Origin of the sequence: Thermococcus barophilus MP, from assembly GCF_000151105.2 — an archaeon.
GTDB lineage: Archaea > Methanobacteriota_B > Thermococci > Thermococcales > Thermococcaceae > Thermococcus_B > Thermococcus_B barophilus.
In genome coordinates, this window is sequence record NC_014804.1 from 195,306 (window position 1) to 217,328 (window position 22,023).

Sequence of the window (22,023 nt, forward strand, 5' to 3'; positions counted from 1 at the left end):
CTTAAATTCAGCGAAAACTTTATATATCTACCGAAACTTTTCTTCATTCGGTGCCCCGGTGGCTCAGCCTGGGAGAGCGGCGGACTTGTAATCCGCAGGTCCCGGGTTCAAATCCCGGCCGGGGCTCCAGTCTTTTGGCTTGGGGCCGTGGGGTAGCTTGGTCTATCCTGCCGGCTTTGGGAGCCGGCGACCCGAGTTCAAATCTCGGCGGCCCCACCAGTTTTAATGCCCCGGTGGCTCAGCCTGGTGGAGCGGCCGCTTGGTAAGCGGCAGGTCGCGGGTTCAAACCCCGCCCGGGGCTCCATTCTGCGGTTTTAATGAGCCCGATGATATTTAAGCCTGTAGAATGCCCATCCATGTTCATCAATGTGGGTTTTCGGCTATAAGAACCCTTCTTAAACTTTACGCAAGGAATATAAACCCTATCTCCGATTTATCTCACGAAAAGCTTATATACCCAAAGCGAAAGCTGGAGGTAGTGAGAGATTATACTTTCTAAAAATTCTAAGGGGGCAATTCTCGGTGGCGGCGAAAAAGGAGTTTAATATATTTGATCATGAATTAGTTCCTGAACACAGAGTATTAAGCGAAGAAGAAAAGGAGGAACTGCTTAAAAAATACAGGATAAAGATTTCCCAGTTACCCCAGATAAAGGCTAAAGATCCGGCTGTTGTGGCATTAGGAGCAAAGCCGGGAGATATAATTGAAATCAAGAGAAAAAGTCCAACTGCAGGTGTTTACTATTACTACAGGATTGTTGTTGAGGATTGAATTTTTGAGGTGAGAACATGAGAGGTCCAACTGTTGTTGAGGTTACTCCGGATGACCTTTGGAGCGTTATGGAAAGTTATTGGAATGAAAAAGGACTTGTCAGGCAGCATCTTGACTCTTATAATGCATTTATAGACCACGGAATGCAAGAAGTCATCAATGAATTTGGCGGCATAAAGCCAGATATCCCAAACTTTGAAGTTAAGTTCGGAAAGATAAGACTTGGGGAGCCGGAATTCCAGGAGGCACAGGGTCAAAGAAAGCCACTTTATCCGATGGACGCAAGGATAAGGAACCTCACTTATGCTGCTCCGATATATCTTGAAATGATCCCAGTCGTTAACGGCATTGAGCAGGAACCCGTTGAGGTCAGGATAGGAGAGCTCCCGATAATGCTTAAGTCAAAGGCATGCAGGCTCTACGGGAAGAGCGAAGAGGAATTAATAAAGCTTGGAGAGGATCCGAAAGATCCAGGTGGTTACTTTATTATTAATGGGTCAGAGAGAGTTATTGTATCTATTGAAGACTTGGCTCCAAACAGAACCTTAGTTGAGAAAGATGAAAGACAAGATAAGGTTGTTGCAAAGTGCTTTTCATATAGACATGGCTACAGAGCTCTGATTGCTGTGGAGAGAAGAAAGGATGGCTTGCTTTACGTTTCTATACCCAATGTTCCTGGTGTTGTCAAGTTCGTTTATGTAATGAGGGCCCTTGGTCTTGAGAGTGATAAGGAAATCGTTGATGCAATAAGTGATGATCCAAGGATACAGCAGGTTCTTTTCGACAACCTTGAGGATGCAAGCGATATTCAGACCCAAGAAGAGGCTTTGGATTACATTGGTAAGAAAGCCCTTCCAGGGCAGCCAAGAGAGTACCGGCTAAGGAGGGCAGAGTCAATAATTGACAACAACCTCTTGCCTCACATGGGAGTTAGACCGGAGGACAGAATTAAGAAAGCGTATTATCTTGGCATGATGGCACTCAAAGTGCTTGAGCTTTCACTTGGTCTGAGAGGAGAAGACGACAAAGATCACTATGCCAACAAGAGGCTTCGTTTGGCTGGAGATCTGCTTAGAGACCTGTTCAGAGTTGCATTCGGTCAGCTTGTTAAGGACATGCAGTATCAGCTGACCAAGACCTATCAGCGGAAAGGAGAGAAATACGTTTTTGAAAACGTTCAGAGATTTGTGAGAAATTCTGTGAGACCGGACGTTCTTACGGAGAGGATTGAGCACGCCTTAGCAACAGGCGCCTGGCCTGGTGGAAGAACTGGTGTCAGCCAGCTTTTGGATAGAACAAACTACATGTCAACTCTCTCACACCTGAGAAGGGTCACCTCACCGCTGAGCAGAGACCAGCCGCACTTCGAGGCAAGAGATCTGCACGGAACCCACTGGGGAAGAATCTGCCCAACTGAAACGCCAGAAGGTCCAAATTGTGGTCTTGTTAAGAACTTAGCATTGATGGCTCAGATCACAACTGCTATTCCAGAGGAAGAGGTTCTCAAGTACCTGAGGAAGCTCGGCATTGTTTCAATTGAAGAGAGGAGACCAAACCCACATGTCTGGAGAGTATATCTTAATGGTGTGCTGATTGGGACGGTTGAGGATGGCATAGCTTTGGTAAACAGGATTAAAGCCGACAGAAGGGCTGGCAAGATTAGCGATGTCATAAACGTTGCATACTATGATGACGTCAGGGAAGTTTACATTAACAGCGATGACGGTAGAGTTAGAAGACCTCTTATCGTCGTTGAGAACGGTGTTCCAAAGCTTACAAAGGAGCACGTTGAAGGAATAAAGAATGGAACGCTTACATGGAGCGATCTAATTAAAATGGGTGTCATCGAGTATCTCGATGCGGAGGAAGAAGAAAATGCATACGTTGCAACCTGGCCGTGGGAAGTCACAAAAGAACACACCCACTTAGAGCTGATGCCCGCTGCAATCCTTGGTATTCCTGCATCACTCGTTCCCTATCCAGAGCACAACGCAGCTCCAAGAAACACCTATGGAGCGGGTATGGCTAAGCAGAGCCTGGGTTTAGGATGGGCTAACTTCAGAATCAGAGTTGACACCAGAGGACACCTCTTGCACTATCCACAGATCCCACTTGTCAACTCAAGAATAATGAAGGCTGTCGGTTTTGAGGAGAGACCTGCTGGTCAGAACTTTGTCGTTGCTGTCCTCAGCTACCAGGGTTACAACATGGAAGATGCCATCGTGATCAATAAGGCATCAATTGAGAGGGGATTGGCGAGATCAACATTCTTCAGAACATATGAGGCTGAGGAGAAGAAGTACCTTGGCGGTCAAACGGATAAGTTTGAAATTCCAGACCCAACTGTTAGGGGATACAGGGGAGAGAAGTACTACAGACACTTGGATGAGGATGGTATAATCTTCCCAGAGTCAAAGGTCAGTGGTAAGGATGTTCTTGTTGGTAGAACTTCACCGCCGAGGTTCCTTGAAGAGCAGAGCGGATTGGGTGGAATAATCCTTCAGGAGAGGAGGGAGACAAGCATAGCTGTAAGGCCAAGTGAGAAGGGTGTAGTTGATAAAGTCATAATTACTGAGACTGGAGATGGAACCAAGCTCGTTAAAGTTACCGTTAGAGACCTTAGGATTCCAGAGCTTGGAGACAAGTTCGCAAGCAGACATGGACAGAAGGGTGTTATAGGCTTAATCGTTCCACAAGAGGACATGCCGTGGACAGAGAGCGGAATAGTCCCTGATCTCATAGTCAACCCACACGGTATTCCATCTCGTATGACTGTCGGACAGCTCATTGAAGCAATTGGTGGAAAGGTTGCATCTCTTAAGGGAAGGAGAATTGATGGAACGGCATTCATTGGAGAGCCAGAAGAGAAGCTTAGAAAAGAGCTCGAGGAGCTCGGATTCAAGCACAGCGGAAGGGAGATCATGTATGATGGAATTACTGGGAGGAGATTAGAGGCAGACATCTTTATCGGTGTCATCTACTACCAGCGTTTGCACCACATGGTCGCCGATAAGATGCACGCTCGTTCAAGAGGTCCAGTGCAGGTTCTTACAAAGCAGCCAACTGAAGGTAGGGCAAGGGAAGGTGGTCTTAGATTCGGTGAGATGGAAAGAGACGTTCTCATTGGGCACGGTGCTGCAATGCTCCTTGTGGAGCGTCTATTGGAGGAGAGCGACAAGACAGAGGTCTGGGTCTGTGAGACCTGTGGTCACTTAGCGTTAGAAGATAAGAGAAGGGGACAAGTGTACTGTCCAGTATGTGGAGAGACTGAAAAGATAAGTAAAGTTGAGATGAGCTACGCATTTAAGCTGTTGCTGGACGAGCTTAAGGCTATGGTGATAAGGCCTGCTTTGAGATTAAAGGAGAGGGTGTGAGAGCGATGCAGTCAATTAAAAAGGTTATCGGTTCAATTGAGTTTGGTATCCTTTCCCCTCAAGAGATTAGAAAGATGAGCGCTGCCGAAATTACAGTTCCAGACACTTACGATGACGATGGCTATCCAATAGAAGGAGGACTGATGGACAAGCGCTTGGGCGTTATTGATCCGGGTCTGAGATGTGAAACCTGTGGTGCAAGATACGGTGATTGCCCTGGCCACTTTGGACACATTGAGCTCGCTCGTCCAGTAATTCACGTTGGATTTGCCAAGACAATCTACCGCATCCTGGAAAGCACTTGTAGGGAATGTGGCAGGATAAAGCTCACCGACGAAGAAATTGAGGAGTACATGAAGAAGTTTGAGCTGATCGGTGATAGGAAGAAAACAAAAGACAAGCTCATCAAAGAGATTCACAAGAAGGCAAAGGAAAGAATGGTCTGTCCCCACTGTGGTGCTCCACAGTTCCCACTGAAGTTTGAGAGGCCAACGATTTATTGGGAACTCAGAAGGGATGAGCAGGGTAACGAGTACAAGCACAGAATGATGCCCACTGAAGTCAGAGATAGACTTGAGAAGATTCCCGACAGGGATTTGCCTCTTCTTGGTCTTCATCCTGAAAAATCTCGTCCGGAATGGATGGTTCTCACGGTTCTGCCCGTTCCTCCTGTCACTGTAAGACCATCCATCACCTTAGAGAGCGGTATAAGAGCTGAGGATGATTTGACTCACAAGCTGGTTGATATCATTAGAATCAACAACAGACTTAAGACTAACATTGAAGCTGGTGCACCTCAGCTGATTATTGAGGACCTCTGGGATCTCCTCCAGTACCACGTTACCACCTACATCAACAACGAAACCTCGGGCGTTCCTGCTGCGAAGCACAAGAGCGGACGTCCATTAAAAACCTTAGCGCAGAGATTGAAAGGCAAGGAAGGAAGATTCAGAGGAAACCTCAGCGGTAAGCGTGTCAACTTTTCAGCAAGAACCGTTATTTCTCCAGATCCAATGCTCAGCATCAATGAAGTTGGTGTTCCCTTGGCAATTGCTATGGAGCTGACAGTTCCTGAAAAGGTTACAGACTTCAACATTGAGAAGCTCAGAAAAATGGTTTTGAATGGTCCAGAAAAGTATCCGGGAGCGAACTATGTAATTGATCCGCAGGGAAGAAGGATTAGACTCATGGAGAGCAACAGAGAAACAATTGCAGAGATGCTCGACATAGGTTGGACGGTGGAGAGGCACTTAATGGATGGGGATATTGTCCTCTTTAACAGACAGCCTTCTCTGCACAGAATGAGTATCATGGCTCACCGCGTTAGGGTAATGCCTTACAAAACCTTCCGCCTCAACTTGGCAGTATGTCCGCCTTACAACGCTGATTTTGATGGAGACGAAATGAACCTCCACGTTCCACAGACAGAGGAAGCACAAGCTGAAGCAAGGATTTTAATGGAAGTGCAGAACCACATAATTTCACCAAGATATGGAGGACCAATCATCGGTGGAATTCAGGATCACATCTCGGGTGGATATCTGCTTACAAGGGAGGGAGCATACTTCACAAGGAGCGAAGTTGAGCAGATGCTCATGTTTGCTGGTGTTGACATTGACAAGCTTCCAGAGCCGGATAAAGTTGAGGATGGTATTGAATACTGGAGCGGAAAGACAATATTCTCCCTCCTCCTTCCAGATGACCTAACAATATGGTACAGAAATAAGCTCTGTGACGACCCAAGCAAGTGCGAGCCGCTTGAAAAGCTCATTGAAGAAAAGCTCCTTCCGGATCCAGAAGAAGTTAGGAAACTGGCATATGATGGATTCGTTTACATTCAAAACGGTAAATTGTTAAGCGGTGCAATTGACAAAAAGGCTTACGGTAGAGAGGATGGCAAGATCCTTGACATAATAGTTAGAGAGTACGGCGTTGAGAGGGCGAGACAGTTCCTTGATCAGGTTACAAAGCTCGCAATCTGGGTGATAACGCACAAGGGCTTCACAACGGCAATTGATGATGAGGACTTGCCTGAGGAAGCAATGGACAGGATTAAGGAGATTATCAGGGAAGCTGAGGAGAGAGTAAAGAGACTCATTGAGGCTTACAAAGCTGGAGAGCTTGAGCCACTGCCCGGTAAGACTCTTGAGGAAACACTGGAGAGCAAAATCATGGCAGTCTTGGCTGAGGCGAGAGACAACGCCGGTAAAGTCGCCGAACAGTACCTTGGTATGAACAACTTCGCAGTTATCATGGCAAAAACCGGTGCAAGAGGTAAGATACTCAACATCACGCAGATGGCAGCTTTACTCGGTCAACAGTCAATCAGAGGTAAGCGTTTGTACAGGGGTTATAGAGGAAGAGTGCTAAGTCACTTTAAGCCTGGCGACTTAGGTGCGAGAGCGAGGGGATTTGTTATCAATTCATACAAGAGCGGACTGACACCACAGGAATATTTCTTCCATGCAATGGGTGGTAGAGAAGGGCTGGTTGATACAGCAGTCAGAACAGCCCAGAGCGGTTACATGCAGCGTAGATTGATCAATGCTCTGCAGGACCTTAAAGTCGACTACGACGGAACGGTTAGAGACCCAACTGGAATAATCGTCCAGTTCCGCTATGGTGAGGATGGTGTTGACCCAATGAAGAGCTGGCAAGGGAAAACTGTTGATATCGACAGAATTATTGTGAGGTCTCTGATTAAATTGAGGGCAAACAGCAAGTGAGGTGATTTGGATGGTTGCTCCTTCCACTATTAAATCTTTAATTGAGAAGAATGCTCCTCATCTTCCCGAGAAAACCAAGGAAGAGCTTTATGAGAAGCTTGTCAAGTACAACGAAAAGTACAAGCTCAAGAAGAAGGAAGTTGAGGCGATTATAGAGGAAGTTGTTAAAGAATATGAAAACGCTGTGGTTGAACCCGGTGAGGCAATTGGTACTGTGGCTGCTCAGTCTATTGGTGAGCCTTCAACACAGATGACGCTTAACACTTTCCACTATGCTGGTGTCGCTGAGATCAACGTTACCCTTGGTCTGCCAAGAATCATTGAGATTGTTGATGCAAGGAAAAATCCCTCAACACCAATCATGACGGTTTATCTTGATGAGGAGCATCGCTATGATAGGGAAAAGGCATTAGAAGTTGCGAGAAAGATTGAGGGGACTACTTTAATTAATTTGGCCCAGAGCATGACAATGGACATTCTTAACATGGAGTTTGTTGTTGAGATTGATCCAGAGCGCTTGGAGAGAAGCGGTTTAACAATGGAGAAGATTAAAAAGAAGCTTGAAAGCTCGTTCAAGACAGCTGAATTTGAAGTTGATGGATATACGCTTATAGTGAGGCCCAAGAAGGCGGAGAAGCTTTCCGACTTAAGAAGGATTGCCGAAAAGGTTAAAAGCCATCGCTTAAAAGGTCTCTCAGGCGTTGGAAAAACTATAATCCGCAAAGAGGGCGATGAGTACGTTATCTACACAGAGGGCTCAAACTTCAAGCAAGTACTGAAGGTTCCAGGTGTCGATCCAACAAGAACAAGAACAAACAACATCCACGAAATCGCAGAAGTTCTGGGAATTGAAGCAGCGAGAAATGCAATCATTGAGGAGATTGTAAATACTATGCAGGAGCAAGGTCTTGAAGTAGATGTGAGACATATCATGCTCGTCGCTGATATAATGACCCTTGATGGGATCGTTAGACCCATCGGAAGGCATGGTGTTGTTGGGGACCCGGCGAGCGTATTAGCAAGGGCAGCTTTCGAGATAACCGTTCAACATCTGTTTGAAGCCGCTGAAAGGGGAGAAGTTGACCCCTTAAACGGTGTCGTTGAAAATGTCCTCATCGGACAGCCTGTTCCAGTTGGAACAGGCATAGTTAGGCTCGCTATGAGGTTACCATTAAAACCAATAGAAGAAGAGTAGGAGGTGTGATTAATGGATGTAGCTTTCGAGCTTAGAAAGGCTCTCGAAACAGGAAAGGTAGTCATCGGTTCAAACAAAACTGTAAAATTAGCCAAGATCGGTGGTGCAAAGCTTATCATCGTTGCAAAGAATGCGCCGAAGGAAGTTAAGGACGATATTTACTACTATGCCAAGCTCAGCAATATACCAGTCTATGAATACGAAGGAACAAGCGTTGATCTGGGAACTGTCCTCGGTAAGCCATTTGTAGTGGCATCCTTAGCTATAGTAGATCCGGGAGAAAGCAACATTTTAGCCTTAGCTGGGGGTAAGCAGTGATGCCCCTGAAGTTAAATACCGACCAGATCAAGTATATTGCCCTCTTTGAGAGCTTCACAGGAGCTACAGTGCTTGACTGCATTATAGATCAAGACAGAAACCGCCTGATCTATGTTATAAAGAAGGGCGAGATGGGATTGGCTTTAGGGAAGAGGGGAATGAACGTTAGGAGAATACAGAGCATGCTTGGAAAGGAGATTGATCTCATCGAGCACTCAGAGAATCCAGAAGAGTTTCTCAGGAACATTTATAAAACAATGGGCGTAAGAGTTAAAAAAGTCCACATAACTGAAAAGAAGAATGGTAAAAAGGTCGCCCTCCTTGATGTTAATCAGAGGGATAAGCCGAGGGCGATCGGTAGAGGCGGTCATAATATAAATCTCGTTAAGGAATTAATGGAGAGACACCATGGAATTGAAGATGTGGTCATAATTTGAGGTGATGATCATGCCTGGAAAGAAAGCACCATATGGAGAATTTGCTGGAAGAAAGCTCAAGCTCAAGAGAAAGAAGTTCAGATGGAGCGATATCACATTCAAGAGAAGAGTGCTTAGACTCAAGGAGAAGAGCGATCCCCTTGAGGGTGCTCCACAAGCAAGAGGAATTGTCCTTGAGAAGATTGCCGTAGAGGCAAAGCAGCCCAACTCTGGAATGAGAAAGGCAGTTAGAGTTCAGCTCATCAAGAACGGTAAGGTCGTTACAGCCTTCTGTCCTGGTGATGGAGCTATTAACCACATTGACGAGCACGATGAGGTAATCATCGAGGGTATCGGTGGTCCAAAGGGTGGTTCAATGGGTGACATCCCAGGAATTAGATACAAGGTCGTTAAGGTCAACAGAGTTTCACTCAAAGAATTGGTTAAGGGTAGAAAGGAGAAGCCAAGAAGGTGATGCTCATGGCAAAGCCATTACAAGAGAGATTTTTCATCCCAAAGGACTTGAAGGTCTTTGGAAAGTGGAGCACTGAGGATGTCGTTGTAAACGACCCATCACTCAAGCCATACATCAACCTTGAGCCTCGCTTGTTGCCCCACACTCATGGAAGACACGCAAAGAAGCCCTTTGGTAAAGCTAACGTTCACATTGTGGAGAGACTCATCAACAAGGTCATGAGAAGCGGTGCATCAAGTTATAAAGTAGCGGGGCACTTCATGAGAAGAGAACACCGCTCGTTGATGAGCAAAAAGATGAAGGCTTATGAGGTCGTCAAGGAGGCATTTGAGATCATTGAGAAGAGAACAAAGCAGAACCCAATCCAAGTTCTCATCAGGGCTATCGAAAATGCCGCTCCAAGAGAGGACACAACAACTGTTATGTTTGGTGGTATCAGATATCACGTTGCCGTTGATATCTCACCATTGAGAAGGCTTGATGTTGCTTTGAGAAACATTGCATTAGGCGCATCTGCAAAGTGTTACAGAAACAAGATGAGCTACGCTGAAGCACTTGCAGAGGAAATCATTGCAGCAGCAAACAAGGACACAAAGAGCTACGCTTACAGCAAGAAGGAAGAAATCGAGAGGATTGCACAGTCCTCAAGGTGAGGGCTGTTTTTATTTCCCTCACTTTTCTATATCACCTGATCTTAAATTCACGAGATGCAGTGTTTGAGGATATTACGTTAAGAGGCTTTTTCCAACCATCTCTTTGGGCTTCTCAATTCCGAAGAAAGTTAAAACCGTTGGAGCTATGTCCATAAGACATGCATTCTCAATATTGACATTCTCAAATCCCCATAAAATTAATGGAACTTTCACAACTTGTTCATTCATTGAGCCGTGCATGCCCTTAACCCAGTAGCTTGTCCCCTTAATGCCTTTACACTTCGCATGGCTGCAGAACCAGTATCCCTCTTTAGCTGAAACCATCAGCTCTCCACTGTTCGGTGTATTTAGGTGAGGCAAATCATCTCTGAAAAAGACGTGCTTAACTCCTGGGGCTTTTAGTAAAACTTGATAGGCTTCTTCAGCTTGATTCGGATCTTTCAGATAGATATGCACTCCCCCACCTGAAGAAACACGGAGTGTTTCAATACCATGCTTCTTCAAATAAGTCTTGAGGTTCACCCAGGTGTGAACGTTCTCCTGCCCGTGGTCTGCAAAGATAATGAAAGCGTATTCATCTTTTAAACGCTTCCAAATCAGCTTGAGCATCTCGTCAACGGTTTTTACAGCTTTTAGAGCCTCTTCGCTCTTAATACCGTAATCGTGCTGCATTCCATCAATTGAGCAGAAGTGAACCAGCAATAGATCTGGCTTGCATTCCTCATAAAGGTATAATGCTGACTGTGCAACCCATACGTCTTTCCTCCAATCCCTTCCATGCTGTCTGTAAAGCTTGTCATCACTGAAGAATGGTGGAAAAATCCTCACGTTGGTTCCGCTGAAAGGTGGCATTGTATAGCCGCTGACAGAGGCACTCCTTATTCCTTTTTCCCTGAGAATATCAACAATTGTTCTTGCCTTTATCACCTTATGGGGATTAAATGCAACCTCATAATCGTAGAAGTTTATCTTCCTGTCAGATAGGCGGTCATAGTAGCCATTCTCAACAACACCGTGGTCTTTTGGATAAACGCCAGTCATTACAGAGGTGTGGACTAAGTCAGTGAGAGTGGGAAAGATGGAGTCAACTACCTCAAAGGATCCCTCTTCAATCAAACTGCGGAGGAAGGGCATGTGCTTAAGATTGTAAACTCCATTCCCATCGAGACTTATTAAAGCAAGCTTTTCTCTCATAAAAGCACCTCAATTAGCTGTCAGCCTGACGTGCAGTCATCACCACTCAGACCTAGCGAACTTCATCATCTACGGGATTTCTTAGATACCATAAAATTAAAAGTTTTTCAAAAATTCATCGAGTGTCATCTGTTTCTTCCGCATCTTTAAGAGCCAGCTCTTCTCGAGATATTTCTCAAGAGGGTGCTCTAAGAGCTTTTTAACTTCGTTTAAAGCCTCCTGCAGTGTGTCGAATTTCCCAACTGGGTTTTTCAGTGCCTTTTTAACTCCCAATCTAATCTGCCATACTCCAACAGGAGCATAATATTTCGGGGTCACTTCTCTGAATACTAAAATCCTTGCTTGCCTTTTTCTATTCCTTAGGAATTCAAGAACACTTAAGCGAGCCGCATAGTAGGCGCCGGTTGTTTCTTCAGCATACCCTCTGATGCCCCTCCAATCTTCATAGTCATGAATCACTTGGGGCTCTTCGCTTCCAAACAGCGAGCCCTTGAGCCACACCTCTAAGAGCTCAAATGCATAGCTCTCCGGCATCAAAAGCACAGCGTATCTGTTCCCAAGGAATTCGTAAAAGTAAAGCTCGAACTCGTTTATTGTGTCATATTTTAGAATCTCTTTTCTCAAATGCTTTCCAATGGTGTCTTGAACTGCTGTGATGCTCCATCTCGTTGGCACAAGCTTTCTGCTAATCCCCAACAAACCAGCTGAAAGCAATCGTATAATGTAATATTCGTCAAATTCCCAAGTGTAAAGCTTTATAATGGCTTCTTCAGCCTTTAATTCATCGCTTACAACATAGTCGATCTTCCTTGGGATTCTTGGATTTTCTGTAAGTTCAAAGTCTAAGAGTTCAGCCTTTGGTCCAACTGGTGGGGCAAACTCATTTGGCAGAACTTTTAAAATTGGCTTTCTCTTGAGAAGAATTTCGCTATCTACTGGTCTTATTGACATTGCCAACTCTTGAATTTCGCTCAGAATTCGCTGGCTTTTGCTCACTTTTACATCAGCCTTCGTTTCTCCCATAACCAAAAGCGAGCGGTATTTGAGAATGTCATTTATTGTTTTGTTTTCCCATTTAAGGGGGTTGTCAAGATAAGATGTGTTTCCTTCAATTGGCGGCACAAGGGGGCCAATTCTAACCCTTGGATATCCAAACTCCCCAACGAATATACTTGGCGGTGAAGAGCCAAAAATTTCCCTTCTGTTTACAATTCTCTCGACACTTTTAACTACCCTAAATCTCTCAAGAATTGGGCATGTGGGTCGCCCACAGAGTAATTTACGACCTTTGCATAATGCACATAGCCTTGAGTTAAAGAGCTGCATCATTATTAGTTTATGCACTGGTATTTATAATTGCCCCCTCCAAAAAGCTTAAATACCCACTGCTTATGAGTAATAACCGTGCCGCGGTAGCCTAGCCTGGTAGGGCGCCGGCCTGCTAAGCCGGTGGGCGTGGTCCCTCCGGGGTTCAAATCCCCGCCGCGGCGCCAGCCTTGCTTCTCTGGGTCAAATGCCGGGATAGCCTAGAGGTGAGGCGGGGGACTGCAGATCCCCTTTACGGGGGTTCGAATCCCCCTCCCGGCTCCATAAAACTTTTTCTAATAAAAAAGTTCGATCAAAGTTTGTTTTGTCTTTGTGTTTTTCTTAAAGTGGAGTTTCTTTAGATTGGCGTATTTTCAGGTCTTCACTAAAAAGCGTCCTATGAACGCAAGAAGAAAAGAGACTGCTTACTTAAAATGCTGCATCTCAAATAACTTTTAATCCAGATCCAGTTAAAGGCAACAGTACTTTTGAACCTTTTTCAAATTCACCTCTCTCAAGAAGTTTCTTAAATGCAGCAAAGACTACTGCAGAAGTTGGCTCAATCAAGAAACCCATTGAAATGAGGTCATTAAAGGCTCTGTCTATTTCGCTATCACTAACTGACATGCAGAATCCTTCGGTTTCTTTTAGAGCTTTGAGCATTTGCTCCTTTCTTGGAGGTTCTGGGATTGCTATCCCCTCTGCAAGCTTACTTTTCCTTTTGCTCCGCTTGCATAAGCTTTCATAACCTTCAGCTTGAACTGCAATTAGCTTCGGCATTTTAGCTTTTTCGAAATTCTTGATCTCTTTGAATCCTTTATACAGTCCTAAAAATAGTGTCCCACTTCCTGTTGGGACTAAGGCATAATCAACTTCTCCAATTTGCTCAAAAATCTCATATGCAGCGATTTTCGTACCCTCTAAGAAATAGGGATTATACCAGTGTGAAATATAAAATGCATCTTTAAACTCACGGGCTTTCCAATGTACTTCCATTCTTGAGCCTTTGATTTCATGAATTTCAGCCCCTAAAAGTTTTAAAATCCTTTTCTTCCCTTTGCTTGTGTGCTCTGGAATAAATACATGAACTTTAATCCCTTCAGCTTTTCCAAAAAGTGCAAAGCTTATGGCCGCATTTCCTGATGAATCGATGCTTATCTCCTTGATTTCTTCCTCTTTCAGCTTTGAAATTGTTACGTAAGTTCCTCTATCCTTGAATGAGCCGGAAGGCATCAAATATTCAAGCTTGAAAAGAACTTTCACGTTTTCAACATCCATCTCCACTGTTGGGGTTATTGGGAGGACTAACTTTGGAAGAACTCCTTCGTTGATTGGTAAGAAGTTCAAGTAACGTCTTACATCTAAATATTCCTTCTTTAAAAGCCTTTCAAAGCTCCCTTTAAACTCCATTACAACATCGAGAAGTCCACCACATTCACAAACTAAACGAAACTTTTCATACGTTTTTCCACATTTTTGACATTTTAGCATGTACTCACCACCAAGATTTATGCGAAGACTTTTATTTGCTTTTTGCAAAGCTTATGATAAGGTGATGGAGATGAAGTTTGTATCAGCAGATAGACCCCAAACCGAAGAAGGGTACCAGTACCATATAGCCTGCAAGCCAGGGGATGTGGCAAGATACGTTCTATTGCCTGGAGATCCAGAGAGGGTGCCTAAAATAAGTGCCCTGTGGGATGAGGCGAAGGAAATAGCCTTCCACAGGGAGTATCGGACTCATACTGGAAAATACAAGGGAATCCCAATAAGTGTAACTTCAACGGGGATTGGAGGGCCTTCTACGGCAATAGCAATTGAAGAATTGGCAGCTATAGGGGCTGACACCTTCATAAGGGTCGGTTCAACTGGAGCAATTCAGCCAGGAATAGAGATTGGTGACTTGATCATTGCAAAAGCTGCCGTTAGGCTGGAGGGAACATCAAAGCAGTACGTTAGGATTGAATATCCAGCGAGTGCAGATTATGAGGTGACCTTAGCATTGATTGAAGCCGCTGAGACGTTGGGAGTTCGCTATCATGTGGGAATTACAGCATCAACTGACAGCTTCTATGTTGGTCAGGCAAGACCTGGGTTAAATGGATATTTCCCAAGCTTTGCAAAGCATCTGATTGATGATCTGAGACAGGCAAAAGTCACGAACTTTGAGATGGAAGCCGCGACACTCTTTACATTGGCTAACATCTACGGTCTTAGAGCTGGCTGTGTATGTGCGGTCTTTGCGAATAGAGTTACCAATGAGTTCGGGAAAGCTGGAGAGAAAGAGGCGGCATTAGTTGCAAGTGAAGCCGTAAAAATTTTGGCGGAGTGGGATGAAGAGAAGGAGAAAAAAGGAAAGAAGTACTGGTTCCCAAGCTTGAGGAAGCTTTAGCTTCTCTTTTTGACTTTTAATTTCTTAACATGTGGAGTCTTGACTTTGAGCAAAACATTGTATTCTTATGGTAACTTTGCATGAAACAACTGAACTCCAATCAGGTCTTCTCAGAAAGGTTTGTGGTGCGGTGGCCGGGATTTGAACCCGGGCCCGCGGCGTGGCAGGCCGCTGTCCTAGGCCAGGCTAGACTACCACCGCACAGCCCGTTAAATACTAACATAAGAGTGCCTTTATAAGCTTTTCGCCAGCAAACTTTATAAAGAGCATTTTTTAAAACCCAATGAGCGCGCCCCGGTGGCCTAGTCTGGATAGGGCGCGAGGCTGCGGACCTCGAGGTCCGGGGTTCAAATCCCCGCCGGGGCGCCATTCTCCTAAAAACAGAATTAAAAAAGAGAATCAGTCTCCCGTAGCACCTTTTAGGGCATCTTTGCACATGCATCTCCTTTCCTTTGGTATGTATTCGATCGCCTTCATAAGAAGATACTTTATCTCCTCGCTCTTCTTGGCCATCAGCTCGACTACTTCTGTGTGAGTCAGCTTTTGGGAGCTTATTCCTGCAGCAAAGTTTGTAACTATTGCAACACTTGAATAACACATCTCAAGCTCCCTTGCTAAAATTGCCTCTGGACATTGGGTCATTCCAACGACATCTGCCCCTAAAATCCTTAATGCTCTGATTTCAGCTCTTGTCTCAAACCTTGGTCCTTCCATACAAGCATAAGTGCCCTTTGGGTGGTAGCTGAATCCGAGCTCCTTTGCTGCTCTAATAAGGGCATTCCTGATCTCTGGACAGTATGGGTCAGTAAAGTCTATATGGGCAACAAATTTCCTGTCATGTGGTGAATCTTCTCCATCATAGAACGTGTACACTCTGTTTTTTGTAAAGTCCATAAGCTGGTCAAGAATCACGAAGTCTCCGGGCTTCATAGCTTTATTCAATGAGCCCACAGCTGAAGTTGCTAAAATTCTTTCAACACCGAGTTCATATAGCCCCCAGATATTTGCACGGTAGTTTATCTTATGGGGGGGAACGCTGTGTTTTTCTCCGTGTCTTGCTAAAAAGGCTATTTCTTCGCCTTTATATGTCCCTATTTTCACTTTGATCTTTCCGTAGGGGGTGTTTATTTCCTCCTCTCTTATATTCTCTAAAAGCTTGGGATCATAGACTCCAGAACCTCCAATAATTGCTATCCTTACCATTTTTATCACCTTAAGAAAAGAGTATAACGGAAGGTTTAAAAAAGCTACTTTTCCCACAGTGTTTTCTGTTCATTAGCTCTTTTTTCTAAATCATCCTCAACCTCTTTGCTTTTAGCAAGTTCTAATATCTTCACAAGCAACTCTCCAAGGAGCCATGAACCCCATTTGGGGTCTTTAACTTCCAATGCTGTGTCAATAGCCCTGTCGATATCCCCCTCTTTGAGCAGATTCACAGCTATGCTACCAAATGCTAAGGAACGCAAATGGCTGTCCGTTACTCTATGGGCAAAATGGAGAGCTTTGTTATACTCTCCGACTTTTGCTAAGAATGTCACTACTTTCACAAGAATGGCTTCGTTTCCTGTCCTTGCTCCAATAGTTTCAACAACCTTGATATATTTTTTGTCGGGCTTTTCTAATAATTTTGTAAGCAGAAACTTCGCTACTGGGATAAACTCTTCCCTGCCGATTTTAATCATCAATATCCTTAGCAATTCTTCATCCTCTATAATCTTGGCTGAAATTTCCTTCAAGGTTTTAATTCTCTCTGCGGGAGGCATCTTTTTGATAATTTTGATAACAGAATCTATCTCTCCCGAACTGCCAAAGCCTACAAGCAAGTTTCTAAGGGCATCAAAGCTAAGTTCATCTGCCATGGTCAGTGCAGCATCAACAAATTTTTCAAAAGTAGCCCTTGGTGCCCCGTAGTTTTTTAGATGGATGGCAATTTCCTTCATCGCTTCGTTTATCCAGTATTTACTTCTTAAACTCTGCAATATTTTCATAGCACTCCCAAATTCTTCCCTCTTTAAATGTGTCTTGAGAAGTTCAACGGCTGCTATTGAGTACCATGGTTCCTCATCTATGATTTCGAGAATTGAATATGCTTTTCTAACTTTTCCAGTATTTATGTAGGAGATTAGCAGTCTGAGGAGCATTTCATTTTTTCTGATTTTATCCTTTATTTCAGAGGTGTACATGAGGGCTTCATCGTGCATTTTAAGCTCTATTAATGTGTTAACTATGCTCTCAATGAGTTCGTCATGCACCGGGTTTGGAATTGCCTTTGTCATCTCAAATGCTTGATGAAAGACTTTAACAGCTGCTGCGATCTTAGCTTTCCTTAAATATTTGCCGATTTCTATAAGCGTTTTTATCATTACGATTGGATCTTCAATCATTTTTACAGTTTCAACAGCCTTGGTAAATGCTTTTTTGTATCTGTTGTCCCTGAGCAGGAACAGCTGGTACCCAATCCGAGCATAGGAAATAGCGCGAAAATAGGGATCCCTTATCATTGATGTGAGTTTGAGAACTTCACCTGCAACATCTACCTTGGTCATGGTTACCAAATTGAAAGTCTGATTATGAAGTATTTAACAATTTTTGAGATTAAAGCGAATGGTAGAAAAGTATACGACAAAAAACGAAAGCTTACATCAGCTAAGATCGTCATACACAATGCTCACTGTCTCACCGTCATCTAAAGCTACAAAGCTGATCTTGACTTTTTTTCCTGTTCTTGGATCAACAACAATGAAATCTGGGTTATCAAGGTATCTACTTGATGGGATTTTCCAAACATCGCTGTAATGCTTCTTTAGCTCTTTTACAAATTTGTTGACATCTTTTTTAATAATAGCTGTCATAGATATCACCATATATATGTACAACCCTAAAGTATAAAAAGCTTTTTAATCGCTATTCGTTAAAGATATTATCGACAATTGTCTATTCAGAGGGTCTTGCAAATCATTGCACCTTGTGGAACATTTAACTCCCTTGCCACAGGTTTGCATTTTGCCTTCAGAAGAAAGAACACCCTATCATCTTTAATCTCACTTAGTGTTTCGAAGTTGCCTTGTCCTTTAGCTATTATCACATCGGCTTTATTAAATATCTCAATGAAATCTCTGCTGACTTTATTCATGGGAACACCGACTATTCTTGTTCCCGTAGAAATTATTTTTCCAAATTTGTCTATACCTGCCTCTTTTAGATCATTAACAGTTGCATCGTTTATTATGGCATCCTCTTTTCCAGCGATGTAAACTTCCAGCTTGGGGAACTCTTCTCTGATTTTTTCCAAGAGCAGTTTGTCAAAATAGATCTCTCCACAATTGTCAGTTATATACAACAGAATTTTTGACATCTTTAGTGTGTTAAACAGCTTTTTACTTTCATCAATGTATAGCCCCTCTTTTATCATTTCTAAAATGTCCTCCTCAATTTTTTCGGGATTATATCCAACGGCAAAGTCAATTACATTGCCTGCTATAGCCAGCTTAAGGGCAGTGTTTAGGTCAATCTTAAGCTTTCTTTTTAAGTCATCTGCCACTTTTCGTGCAAGTTTGTTAGACATCTCCTTGTATCCTTTAAATGGATCGTTAACCCCCAGATACTCATAGAGCCTAAGGAATATTTCACTTCCGACAACAGCTGGAATTGAGTTTTCATTGAAGTAATCTGCAAAAAGCTTGGATGAAAAAATCATAGCTCCTCTTCTTTTCTCTAAATCTTCAGTGCTGAATTCTGCTATTCTCTGGCACTGAAGCACTTGGCATGCAAGACACTCGTAATGTACCTTCATTTTTTCATCCCGCTTTTTTAAAGTTTTTACTCCTTCTTAATTCTTGCGCTGTGTTTTATGTTCATATCATGAAGTTATATCTCATAGCTTTTGGAGAATTTGCAGTTGCGGTAGTGAAAAGATTTTTAAGTTAGTTAACCGAACAAATGTTCGGTGAGGCAAAGTGGAGGTCATAGAGAATTCAAGGTTTGGAAAGTTCCATTACAGATTGCTGGCAGTCTTAGGCACAATATGGGCGTTTATAGCAATTAACACTCTCTCTGTGGCATTTATAATTCCGTTGCTGAAAAAAGAACCTGCATTTCAAGGGAGCCTAACGAAGCTTGGAGCAATGGGTTCAGCGGCATTATGGGGCATGCTGCTTGGAGCGTGGTTCTTCGGAATACTGGCTGACTATATAGGAAGAAAGAAGAGTTTGAGCCTGGCAGTGGCCACATTCGGCATTGCCTCAGTGGTGAGCTCATTTGTTCAAAGCTTGGATCAGCTGATTGTTCTAAGATTTATAGTTGGTCTTGGTTTGGGTGGTTCTCTCCCAGTTGCAAGCTCATACTTCGCCGAATTCATGCCAAAGAAGATCAGGGGTGCTATGATTTCAATTTTGGAAAGCTTCTGGGCAATTGGTACGATAATAATTGGAATTGTTGCTTTGATAGTGAAGGCAGATTGGCGGGGAATACTTCTATTTGGAGGTGCAATCATATTAGCATTGCCTTTCTTGGCTACACTACCAGAATCTCCTCGCTTTCTGCTTCTCAATGGGAAGATTAGAGAAGCTGAGGAGATAATAAGAAGAATCTTTGGAGTTTCTGTAAAACTGGAAATGCCCAAGAAGGAGCACAGAAAAATCACAATTGCAGAACTTTGGAGGAAACACGCCAAAACAACTTTCATGTTGACAGTTGCATGGTTCAGCATTGCATTCGCTTACTATGGATTCTTTATATGGCTTCCAAAGTTTCTTGCATCAACGCTTAACATCACTGTTTTTAAGAGCTTTCAGTATTTCATAATTACTGCACTTGCGCAGTTGCCGGGCTACTGGAGTGCTGCATATTTCATTGAGAAAGTTGGAAGAAAGAAAACATTATCTGGTTATCTATTCGTATCAGGTTTGGCTGGACTCTTATTCTATAAATTTGCAAGTTCTGGAAATGCTCCAATGATACTTCTGAGTGCTGTGTTATTCAGCTTCTTTAACTTGGGTGCATGGGGAGCAATCTATGCTTATACTCCTGAGCTATATCCAACAAGTGTCAGAGGCACAGGAACTGGCTGGGCTGGAGCCATGGCAAGAATAGGCGGCGGATTGGCACCTATAGTTGCTGGAAGAGTTATGGAAATCTCAACAGTCGGGATGGCAGTGCTCATAATAGCAATAATCTCAATAATAGGTGCCTTGGATATTGCAGTACTCGGAAAAGAAACAAAAGGAAAAGCCTTAGAGTAGTTCTTCTAAATATCCAAGCTCTTCCGGTACTGGCTTTTTCTTTTTCTTTTCCATCTCTCTAATGATCATGTAGCCGTGAAGGAGTGGTAACCATTCCATATCTCTCACCTCCTTTTTCTTTTTTCCTCATACTCAATAATTATTTGATATTTTGGGCTTAAAAGTCTTGTGCGCTCTGAAATGGCTGTGAATGTTCTTCTGAGGTCAAAACTCACGTAAAACAGCCTAAATGTTCCATTTCCAGATATAATGTACATGTTTGGACATAAAGAAAGGTTTGGATTAGACTATTTGATGAAAACGTATTCATTAATACAATTTGGCAAAACCTAAGGATTATAAAGTTGTCATCACTCTTTCTTATGGTGGGAAGAAATGGCTTTAGAGAGTCTTGGTAAGGCATTAAACGCTGCATTAAAAAAACTCGCACGTGCAGGTTCTGTTGATGAAGTGCTGATTAAGGAGGTCGTAAGGGATATTCAGAGAGCTTTAATAATGAGCGATGTTAATGTTAAACTTGTTCTTGACTTAACTAAGAAAATTCAAAAAAGAGCCTTAGAAGAAAAGCCTCCTGCTGGAGTATCCAGAAGGGAGCACATTATAAAGATAGTCTATGAGGAGCTCACAAACTTCCTCGGAAAGGAAGCGAAACCCATAGAGATAAAAGAAAAGCCAACTATTCTGCTTACGGTTGGAATTCAGGGTTCTGGTAAGACAACGACAGTTGCCAAGCTTGCTCGGTATTTCCAGAAAAGAGGATATAAAGTTGGACTGGTGTGTTCTGATACTTGGCGTCCCGGGGCTTATCACCAGCTTAAGCAATTGGTTGAGCCCTATTCAATTGAGGTTTTTGGTGATCCCAATGAGAAAGATGCCGTTAGGCTTGCTAAAGAAGGAGTGGAGTACTTCAAGCATAAAGGAGTTGACATAATCATAGTTGATTCTGCCGGGAGGCATAAAGAAGAGAAAAGTCTAATCGAAGAAATGAAACAGATAAGTGATGCGATAAACCCCCATGAGGTTATTCTCGTTATAGACGGAACGATTGGTCAGCAGGCTTATAGTCAAGCTTTAGCATTTAAAGAAGCAACCCCGATAGGTTCAATTATTGTAACAAAACTTGATGGTTCAGCAAAGGGAGGAGGGGCACTATCAGCTGTTGTGGCAACAGGTGCCCCAATAAAGTTCATTGGTGTTGGAGAGAGAATTGATGATTTAGAGCCTTTTGACCCAAAGAGATTTGTATCAAGGTTACTTGGCTTAGGTGACATTCAAGGTCTTTTAGAGAAATTTGAAGAGCTAAGCAAGGCTCAGGAACTCAAAGAAGAAGATTTGGAAAAGTTCATGCGTGGAAAGTTCAATCTTAAAGATATGTACGCTCAGCTTGAAGCTATGAGCAAAATGGGGCCCTTAAAGCAGATACTCCAGATGATCCCTGGTTTGGGATACTCCCTTCCTGATGATGTTGTCAGGGTTAGTGAGCAGAGGTTGAGGAAATTTAAAGTGATCATGGATTCAATGACTGAAGAGGAGCTTGAACATCCTGAGATTATCAACTACTCGCGCATTAAGAGAATTGCCAGAGGTTCTGGAACCACAGTGAAAGATGTTAAAGAACTGCTTGAGCAGTATAATCAGATGAAGAAATTCTTTAAGAGCATGAACAAAAGAAGTCTTAATAGGATGATGAAGAGATTGGGTATGGGAGGTTTTGGCATATGATGGAGGCATTTGTTTTGATAATTGTAAAGCCGGGCAATGAAGAAAAAGTATACAACAAGCTCAAAGATAAGCCAATGGTGAAGGAGATTTATCGGGTGTATGGCGAATACGACATCGTCATTAGGGTGGAGGTTAGTAACATAGCAGAGCTGGATAAGTTCCATGATGAAATACTCAGAAGAATAGGGGACATTGAGATGACGGAAACACTGATAGCAAGCTCATATAGAATTTAGGAGGTG

The 22,023-nt window shown here is 43.3% G+C and carries 19 protein-coding genes and 7 tRNA genes; 18 read left to right on the forward strand and 8 right to left on the reverse strand.

Translation table 11 applies throughout. The features are described from left to right. The first annotated feature begins 52 nt into the window (after positions 1-52). From TERMP_RS01185 to rpsG, 11 genes are all read left to right on the forward strand, one after another. A tRNA-Thr gene (locus TERMP_RS01185) sits at positions 53-129 on the forward strand. 12 nt (positions 130-141) lie between these two features. Continuing rightward, positions 142-219, forward strand: a tRNA-Pro gene (locus tag TERMP_RS01190). Between the two features lie 8 nt (positions 220-227). Continuing rightward, positions 228-304: transfer RNA gene (locus tag TERMP_RS01195), tRNA-Thr, on the forward strand. Positions 305-522: 218 nt separating this feature from the next. Continuing rightward, the gene (locus TERMP_RS01200; RefSeq protein ID WP_013466515.1) at positions 523-771 is read left to right on the forward strand and encodes a DNA-directed RNA polymerase subunit H; all 249 of its coding nucleotides are present in this window, start codon (positions 523-525) and stop codon (positions 769-771) included. Positions 772-788: 17 nt separating this feature from the next. Continuing rightward, complete coding sequence (locus tag TERMP_RS01205; protein WP_013466516.1) at positions 789-4,145, forward strand: DNA-directed RNA polymerase subunit B; 3,357 nt, start codon at positions 789-791, stop codon at positions 4,143-4,145. A gap of 5 nt (positions 4,146-4,150) precedes the next feature. After that, on the forward strand, positions 4,151-6,871 hold the full coding sequence (locus tag TERMP_RS01210) for a DNA-directed RNA polymerase subunit A' (protein WP_013466517.1): 2,721 nt from the start codon (positions 4,151-4,153) through the stop codon (positions 6,869-6,871). A 10-nt stretch (positions 6,872-6,881) separates the two neighbouring features. After that, positions 6,882-8,066: a DNA-directed RNA polymerase subunit A'' gene (gene rpoA2, locus TERMP_RS01215; RefSeq protein ID WP_013466518.1), complete on the forward strand. Its 1,185-nt coding sequence runs from the start codon at positions 6,882-6,884 to the stop codon at positions 8,064-8,066. A gap of 12 nt (positions 8,067-8,078) precedes the next feature. Further along, positions 8,079-8,384 carry a 50S ribosomal protein L30e gene (locus TERMP_RS01220; RefSeq protein ID WP_013466519.1) on the forward strand — a complete coding sequence of 102 codons (306 nt, stop codon included), beginning with the start codon at positions 8,079-8,081 and terminating at the stop codon, positions 8,382-8,384. Then, on the forward strand, positions 8,384-8,821 hold the full coding sequence (locus tag TERMP_RS01225; RefSeq protein ID WP_013466520.1) for a NusA-like transcription termination signal-binding factor: 438 nt from the start codon (positions 8,384-8,386) through the stop codon (positions 8,819-8,821). The genes TERMP_RS01220 and TERMP_RS01225 overlap by 1 nt, the downstream gene beginning before the upstream one ends. A gap of 10 nt (positions 8,822-8,831) precedes the next feature. Continuing rightward, complete coding sequence (locus TERMP_RS01230; RefSeq protein ID WP_013466521.1) at positions 8,832-9,275, forward strand: 30S ribosomal protein S12; 444 nt, start codon at positions 8,832-8,834, stop codon at positions 9,273-9,275. A 5-nt stretch (positions 9,276-9,280) separates the two neighbouring features. After that, a complete protein-coding gene (rpsG, locus tag TERMP_RS01235) occupies positions 9,281-9,928 on the forward strand; it encodes a 30S ribosomal protein S7 (RefSeq protein ID WP_013466522.1) in 648 nt (215 codons plus the stop codon). Positions 9,929-10,000: 72 nt separating this feature from the next. Here rpsG and TERMP_RS01240 read toward each other — a convergent pair whose 3' ends face one another. Further along, positions 10,001-11,122, reverse strand: a complete 1,122-nt coding sequence (locus TERMP_RS01240; protein WP_013466523.1) for an alkaline phosphatase family protein — start codon at positions 11,120-11,122, stop codon at positions 10,001-10,003. Between the two features lie 96 nt (positions 11,123-11,218). Further along, complete coding sequence (locus TERMP_RS01245) at positions 11,219-12,451, reverse strand: Nre family DNA repair protein (protein WP_013466524.1); 1,233 nt, start codon at positions 12,449-12,451, stop codon at positions 11,219-11,221. Between the two features lie 77 nt (positions 12,452-12,528). On the opposite strand from TERMP_RS01245, the gene TERMP_RS01250 reads away from it, so the two are divergent. Continuing rightward, positions 12,529-12,615, forward strand: a tRNA-Ser gene (locus TERMP_RS01250). Between the two features lie 22 nt (positions 12,616-12,637). Further along, positions 12,638-12,712: transfer RNA gene (locus TERMP_RS01255), tRNA-Cys, on the forward strand. A gap of 159 nt (positions 12,713-12,871) precedes the next feature. On the opposite strand, the gene TERMP_RS01260 is transcribed toward TERMP_RS01255, so the two are convergent. After that, complete coding sequence (locus tag TERMP_RS01260; protein WP_013466525.1) at positions 12,872-13,918, reverse strand: pyridoxal-phosphate dependent enzyme; 1,047 nt, start codon at positions 13,916-13,918, stop codon at positions 12,872-12,874. Positions 13,919-13,982: 64 nt separating this feature from the next. Between TERMP_RS01260 and udp the strand changes: the two genes are divergently transcribed. Next, a complete protein-coding gene (udp, locus tag TERMP_RS01265; protein ID WP_048159881.1) occupies positions 13,983-14,819 on the forward strand; it encodes a uridine phosphorylase in 837 nt (278 codons plus the stop codon). A gap of 123 nt (positions 14,820-14,942) precedes the next feature. Here udp and TERMP_RS01270 read toward each other — a convergent pair. Beyond that, positions 14,943-15,020 (reverse strand) — tRNA-Gly (locus tag TERMP_RS01270). Between the two features lie 90 nt (positions 15,021-15,110). On the opposite strand from TERMP_RS01270, the gene TERMP_RS01275 reads away from it, so the two are divergent. Beyond that, positions 15,111-15,188, forward strand: a tRNA-Arg gene (locus TERMP_RS01275). Positions 15,189-15,218: 30 nt separating this feature from the next. Here TERMP_RS01275 and mtnP read toward each other — a convergent pair. The 4 genes from mtnP to TERMP_RS01295 all read right to left on the reverse strand — a co-directional run bounded on the left by mtnP (position 15,219) and on the right by TERMP_RS01295 (position 18,612). Next, positions 15,219-16,022, reverse strand: coding sequence for an S-methyl-5'-thioadenosine phosphorylase (gene mtnP, locus TERMP_RS01280; protein WP_013466527.1), 804 nt, complete (start codon positions 16,020-16,022; stop codon positions 15,219-15,221). 44 nt (positions 16,023-16,066) lie between these two features. After that, positions 16,067-17,365 carry a tetratricopeptide repeat protein gene (locus tag TERMP_RS01285; protein WP_013466528.1) on the reverse strand — a complete coding sequence of 433 codons (1,299 nt, stop codon included), beginning with the start codon at positions 17,363-17,365 and terminating at the stop codon, positions 16,067-16,069. Positions 17,366-17,461: 96 nt separating this feature from the next. Beyond that, entirely contained in the window at positions 17,462-17,671 is a 210-nt protein-coding gene (locus tag TERMP_RS01290) for a hypothetical protein (protein WP_013466529.1), read from the reverse strand. Positions 17,672-17,757: 86 nt separating this feature from the next. After that, positions 17,758-18,612: a damage-control phosphatase gene (locus TERMP_RS01295; protein ID WP_048159705.1), complete on the reverse strand. Its 855-nt coding sequence runs from the start codon at positions 18,610-18,612 to the stop codon at positions 17,758-17,760. A 163-nt stretch (positions 18,613-18,775) separates the two neighbouring features. On the opposite strand from TERMP_RS01295, the gene TERMP_RS01300 reads away from it, so the two are divergent. The 3 genes from TERMP_RS01300 (at position 18,776) to TERMP_RS01310 (ending at position 22,017) form a co-directional block, all read left to right on the forward strand. Then, positions 18,776-20,059 carry an MFS transporter gene (locus TERMP_RS01300; protein ID WP_013466531.1) on the forward strand — a complete coding sequence of 428 codons (1,284 nt, stop codon included), beginning with the start codon at positions 18,776-18,778 and terminating at the stop codon, positions 20,057-20,059. 375 nt (positions 20,060-20,434) lie between these two features. Then, positions 20,435-21,781: a signal recognition particle protein Srp54 gene (locus tag TERMP_RS01305; protein WP_013466534.1), complete on the forward strand. Its 1,347-nt coding sequence runs from the start codon at positions 20,435-20,437 to the stop codon at positions 21,779-21,781. Next, positions 21,778-22,017, forward strand: coding sequence for an Lrp/AsnC ligand binding domain-containing protein (locus TERMP_RS01310; RefSeq protein ID WP_048159706.1), 240 nt, complete (start codon positions 21,778-21,780; stop codon positions 22,015-22,017). Before TERMP_RS01305 ends, TERMP_RS01310 begins: the two co-directional genes overlap by 4 nt. The last annotated feature ends 6 nt before the right edge of the window (positions 22,018-22,023 follow it).

Excerpts from the sequence above, each read along its gene's own strand:
- TERMP_RS01290 (WP_013466529.1), bottom strand. The coding sequence starts at position 17,671 with ATGACAGCTATTATTAAAAAAGATGTCAACAAATTTGTAAAAGAGCTA.
- TERMP_RS01295 (WP_048159705.1), bottom strand. The coding sequence starts at position 18,612 with ATGAAGGTACATTACGAGTGTCTTGCATGCCAAGTGCTTCAGTGCCAG.
- TERMP_RS01225 (WP_013466520.1), top strand. The coding sequence starts at position 8,384 with ATGCCCCTGAAGTTAAATACCGACCAGATCAAGTATATTGCCCTCTTT.
- TERMP_RS01220 (WP_013466519.1), top strand. The coding sequence starts at position 8,079 with ATGGATGTAGCTTTCGAGCTTAGAAAGGCTCTCGAAACAGGAAAGGTA.
- mtnP (WP_013466527.1), bottom strand. The coding sequence starts at position 16,022 with ATGGTAAGGATAGCAATTATTGGAGGTTCTGGAGTCTATGATCCCAAG.
- TERMP_RS01205 (WP_013466516.1), top strand. The coding sequence starts at position 789 with ATGAGAGGTCCAACTGTTGTTGAGGTTACTCCGGATGACCTTTGGAGC.
- TERMP_RS01310 (WP_048159706.1), top strand. The coding sequence starts at position 21,778 with ATGATGGAGGCATTTGTTTTGATAATTGTAAAGCCGGGCAATGAAGAA.
- TERMP_RS01245 (WP_013466524.1), bottom strand. The coding sequence starts at position 12,451 with ATGATGCAGCTCTTTAACTCAAGGCTATGTGCATTATGCAAAGGTCGT.
- TERMP_RS01305 (WP_013466534.1), top strand. The coding sequence starts at position 20,435 with ATGGCTTTAGAGAGTCTTGGTAAGGCATTAAACGCTGCATTAAAAAAA.
- TERMP_RS01240 (WP_013466523.1), bottom strand. The coding sequence starts at position 11,122 with ATGAGAGAAAAGCTTGCTTTAATAAGTCTCGATGGGAATGGAGTTTAC.
- rpoA2 (WP_013466518.1), top strand. The coding sequence starts at position 6,882 with ATGGTTGCTCCTTCCACTATTAAATCTTTAATTGAGAAGAATGCTCCT.
- TERMP_RS01285 (WP_013466528.1), bottom strand. The coding sequence starts at position 17,365 with ATGACCAAGGTAGATGTTGCAGGTGAAGTTCTCAAACTCACATCAATG.
- TERMP_RS01260 (WP_013466525.1), bottom strand. The coding sequence starts at position 13,918 with ATGCTAAAATGTCAAAAATGTGGAAAAACGTATGAAAAGTTTCGTTTA.
- rpsG (WP_013466522.1), top strand. The coding sequence starts at position 9,281 with ATGGCAAAGCCATTACAAGAGAGATTTTTCATCCCAAAGGACTTGAAG.
- udp (WP_048159881.1), top strand. The coding sequence starts at position 13,983 with ATGGAGATGAAGTTTGTATCAGCAGATAGACCCCAAACCGAAGAAGGG.
- TERMP_RS01210 (WP_013466517.1), top strand. The coding sequence starts at position 4,151 with ATGCAGTCAATTAAAAAGGTTATCGGTTCAATTGAGTTTGGTATCCTT.
- TERMP_RS01230 (WP_013466521.1), top strand. The coding sequence starts at position 8,832 with ATGCCTGGAAAGAAAGCACCATATGGAGAATTTGCTGGAAGAAAGCTC.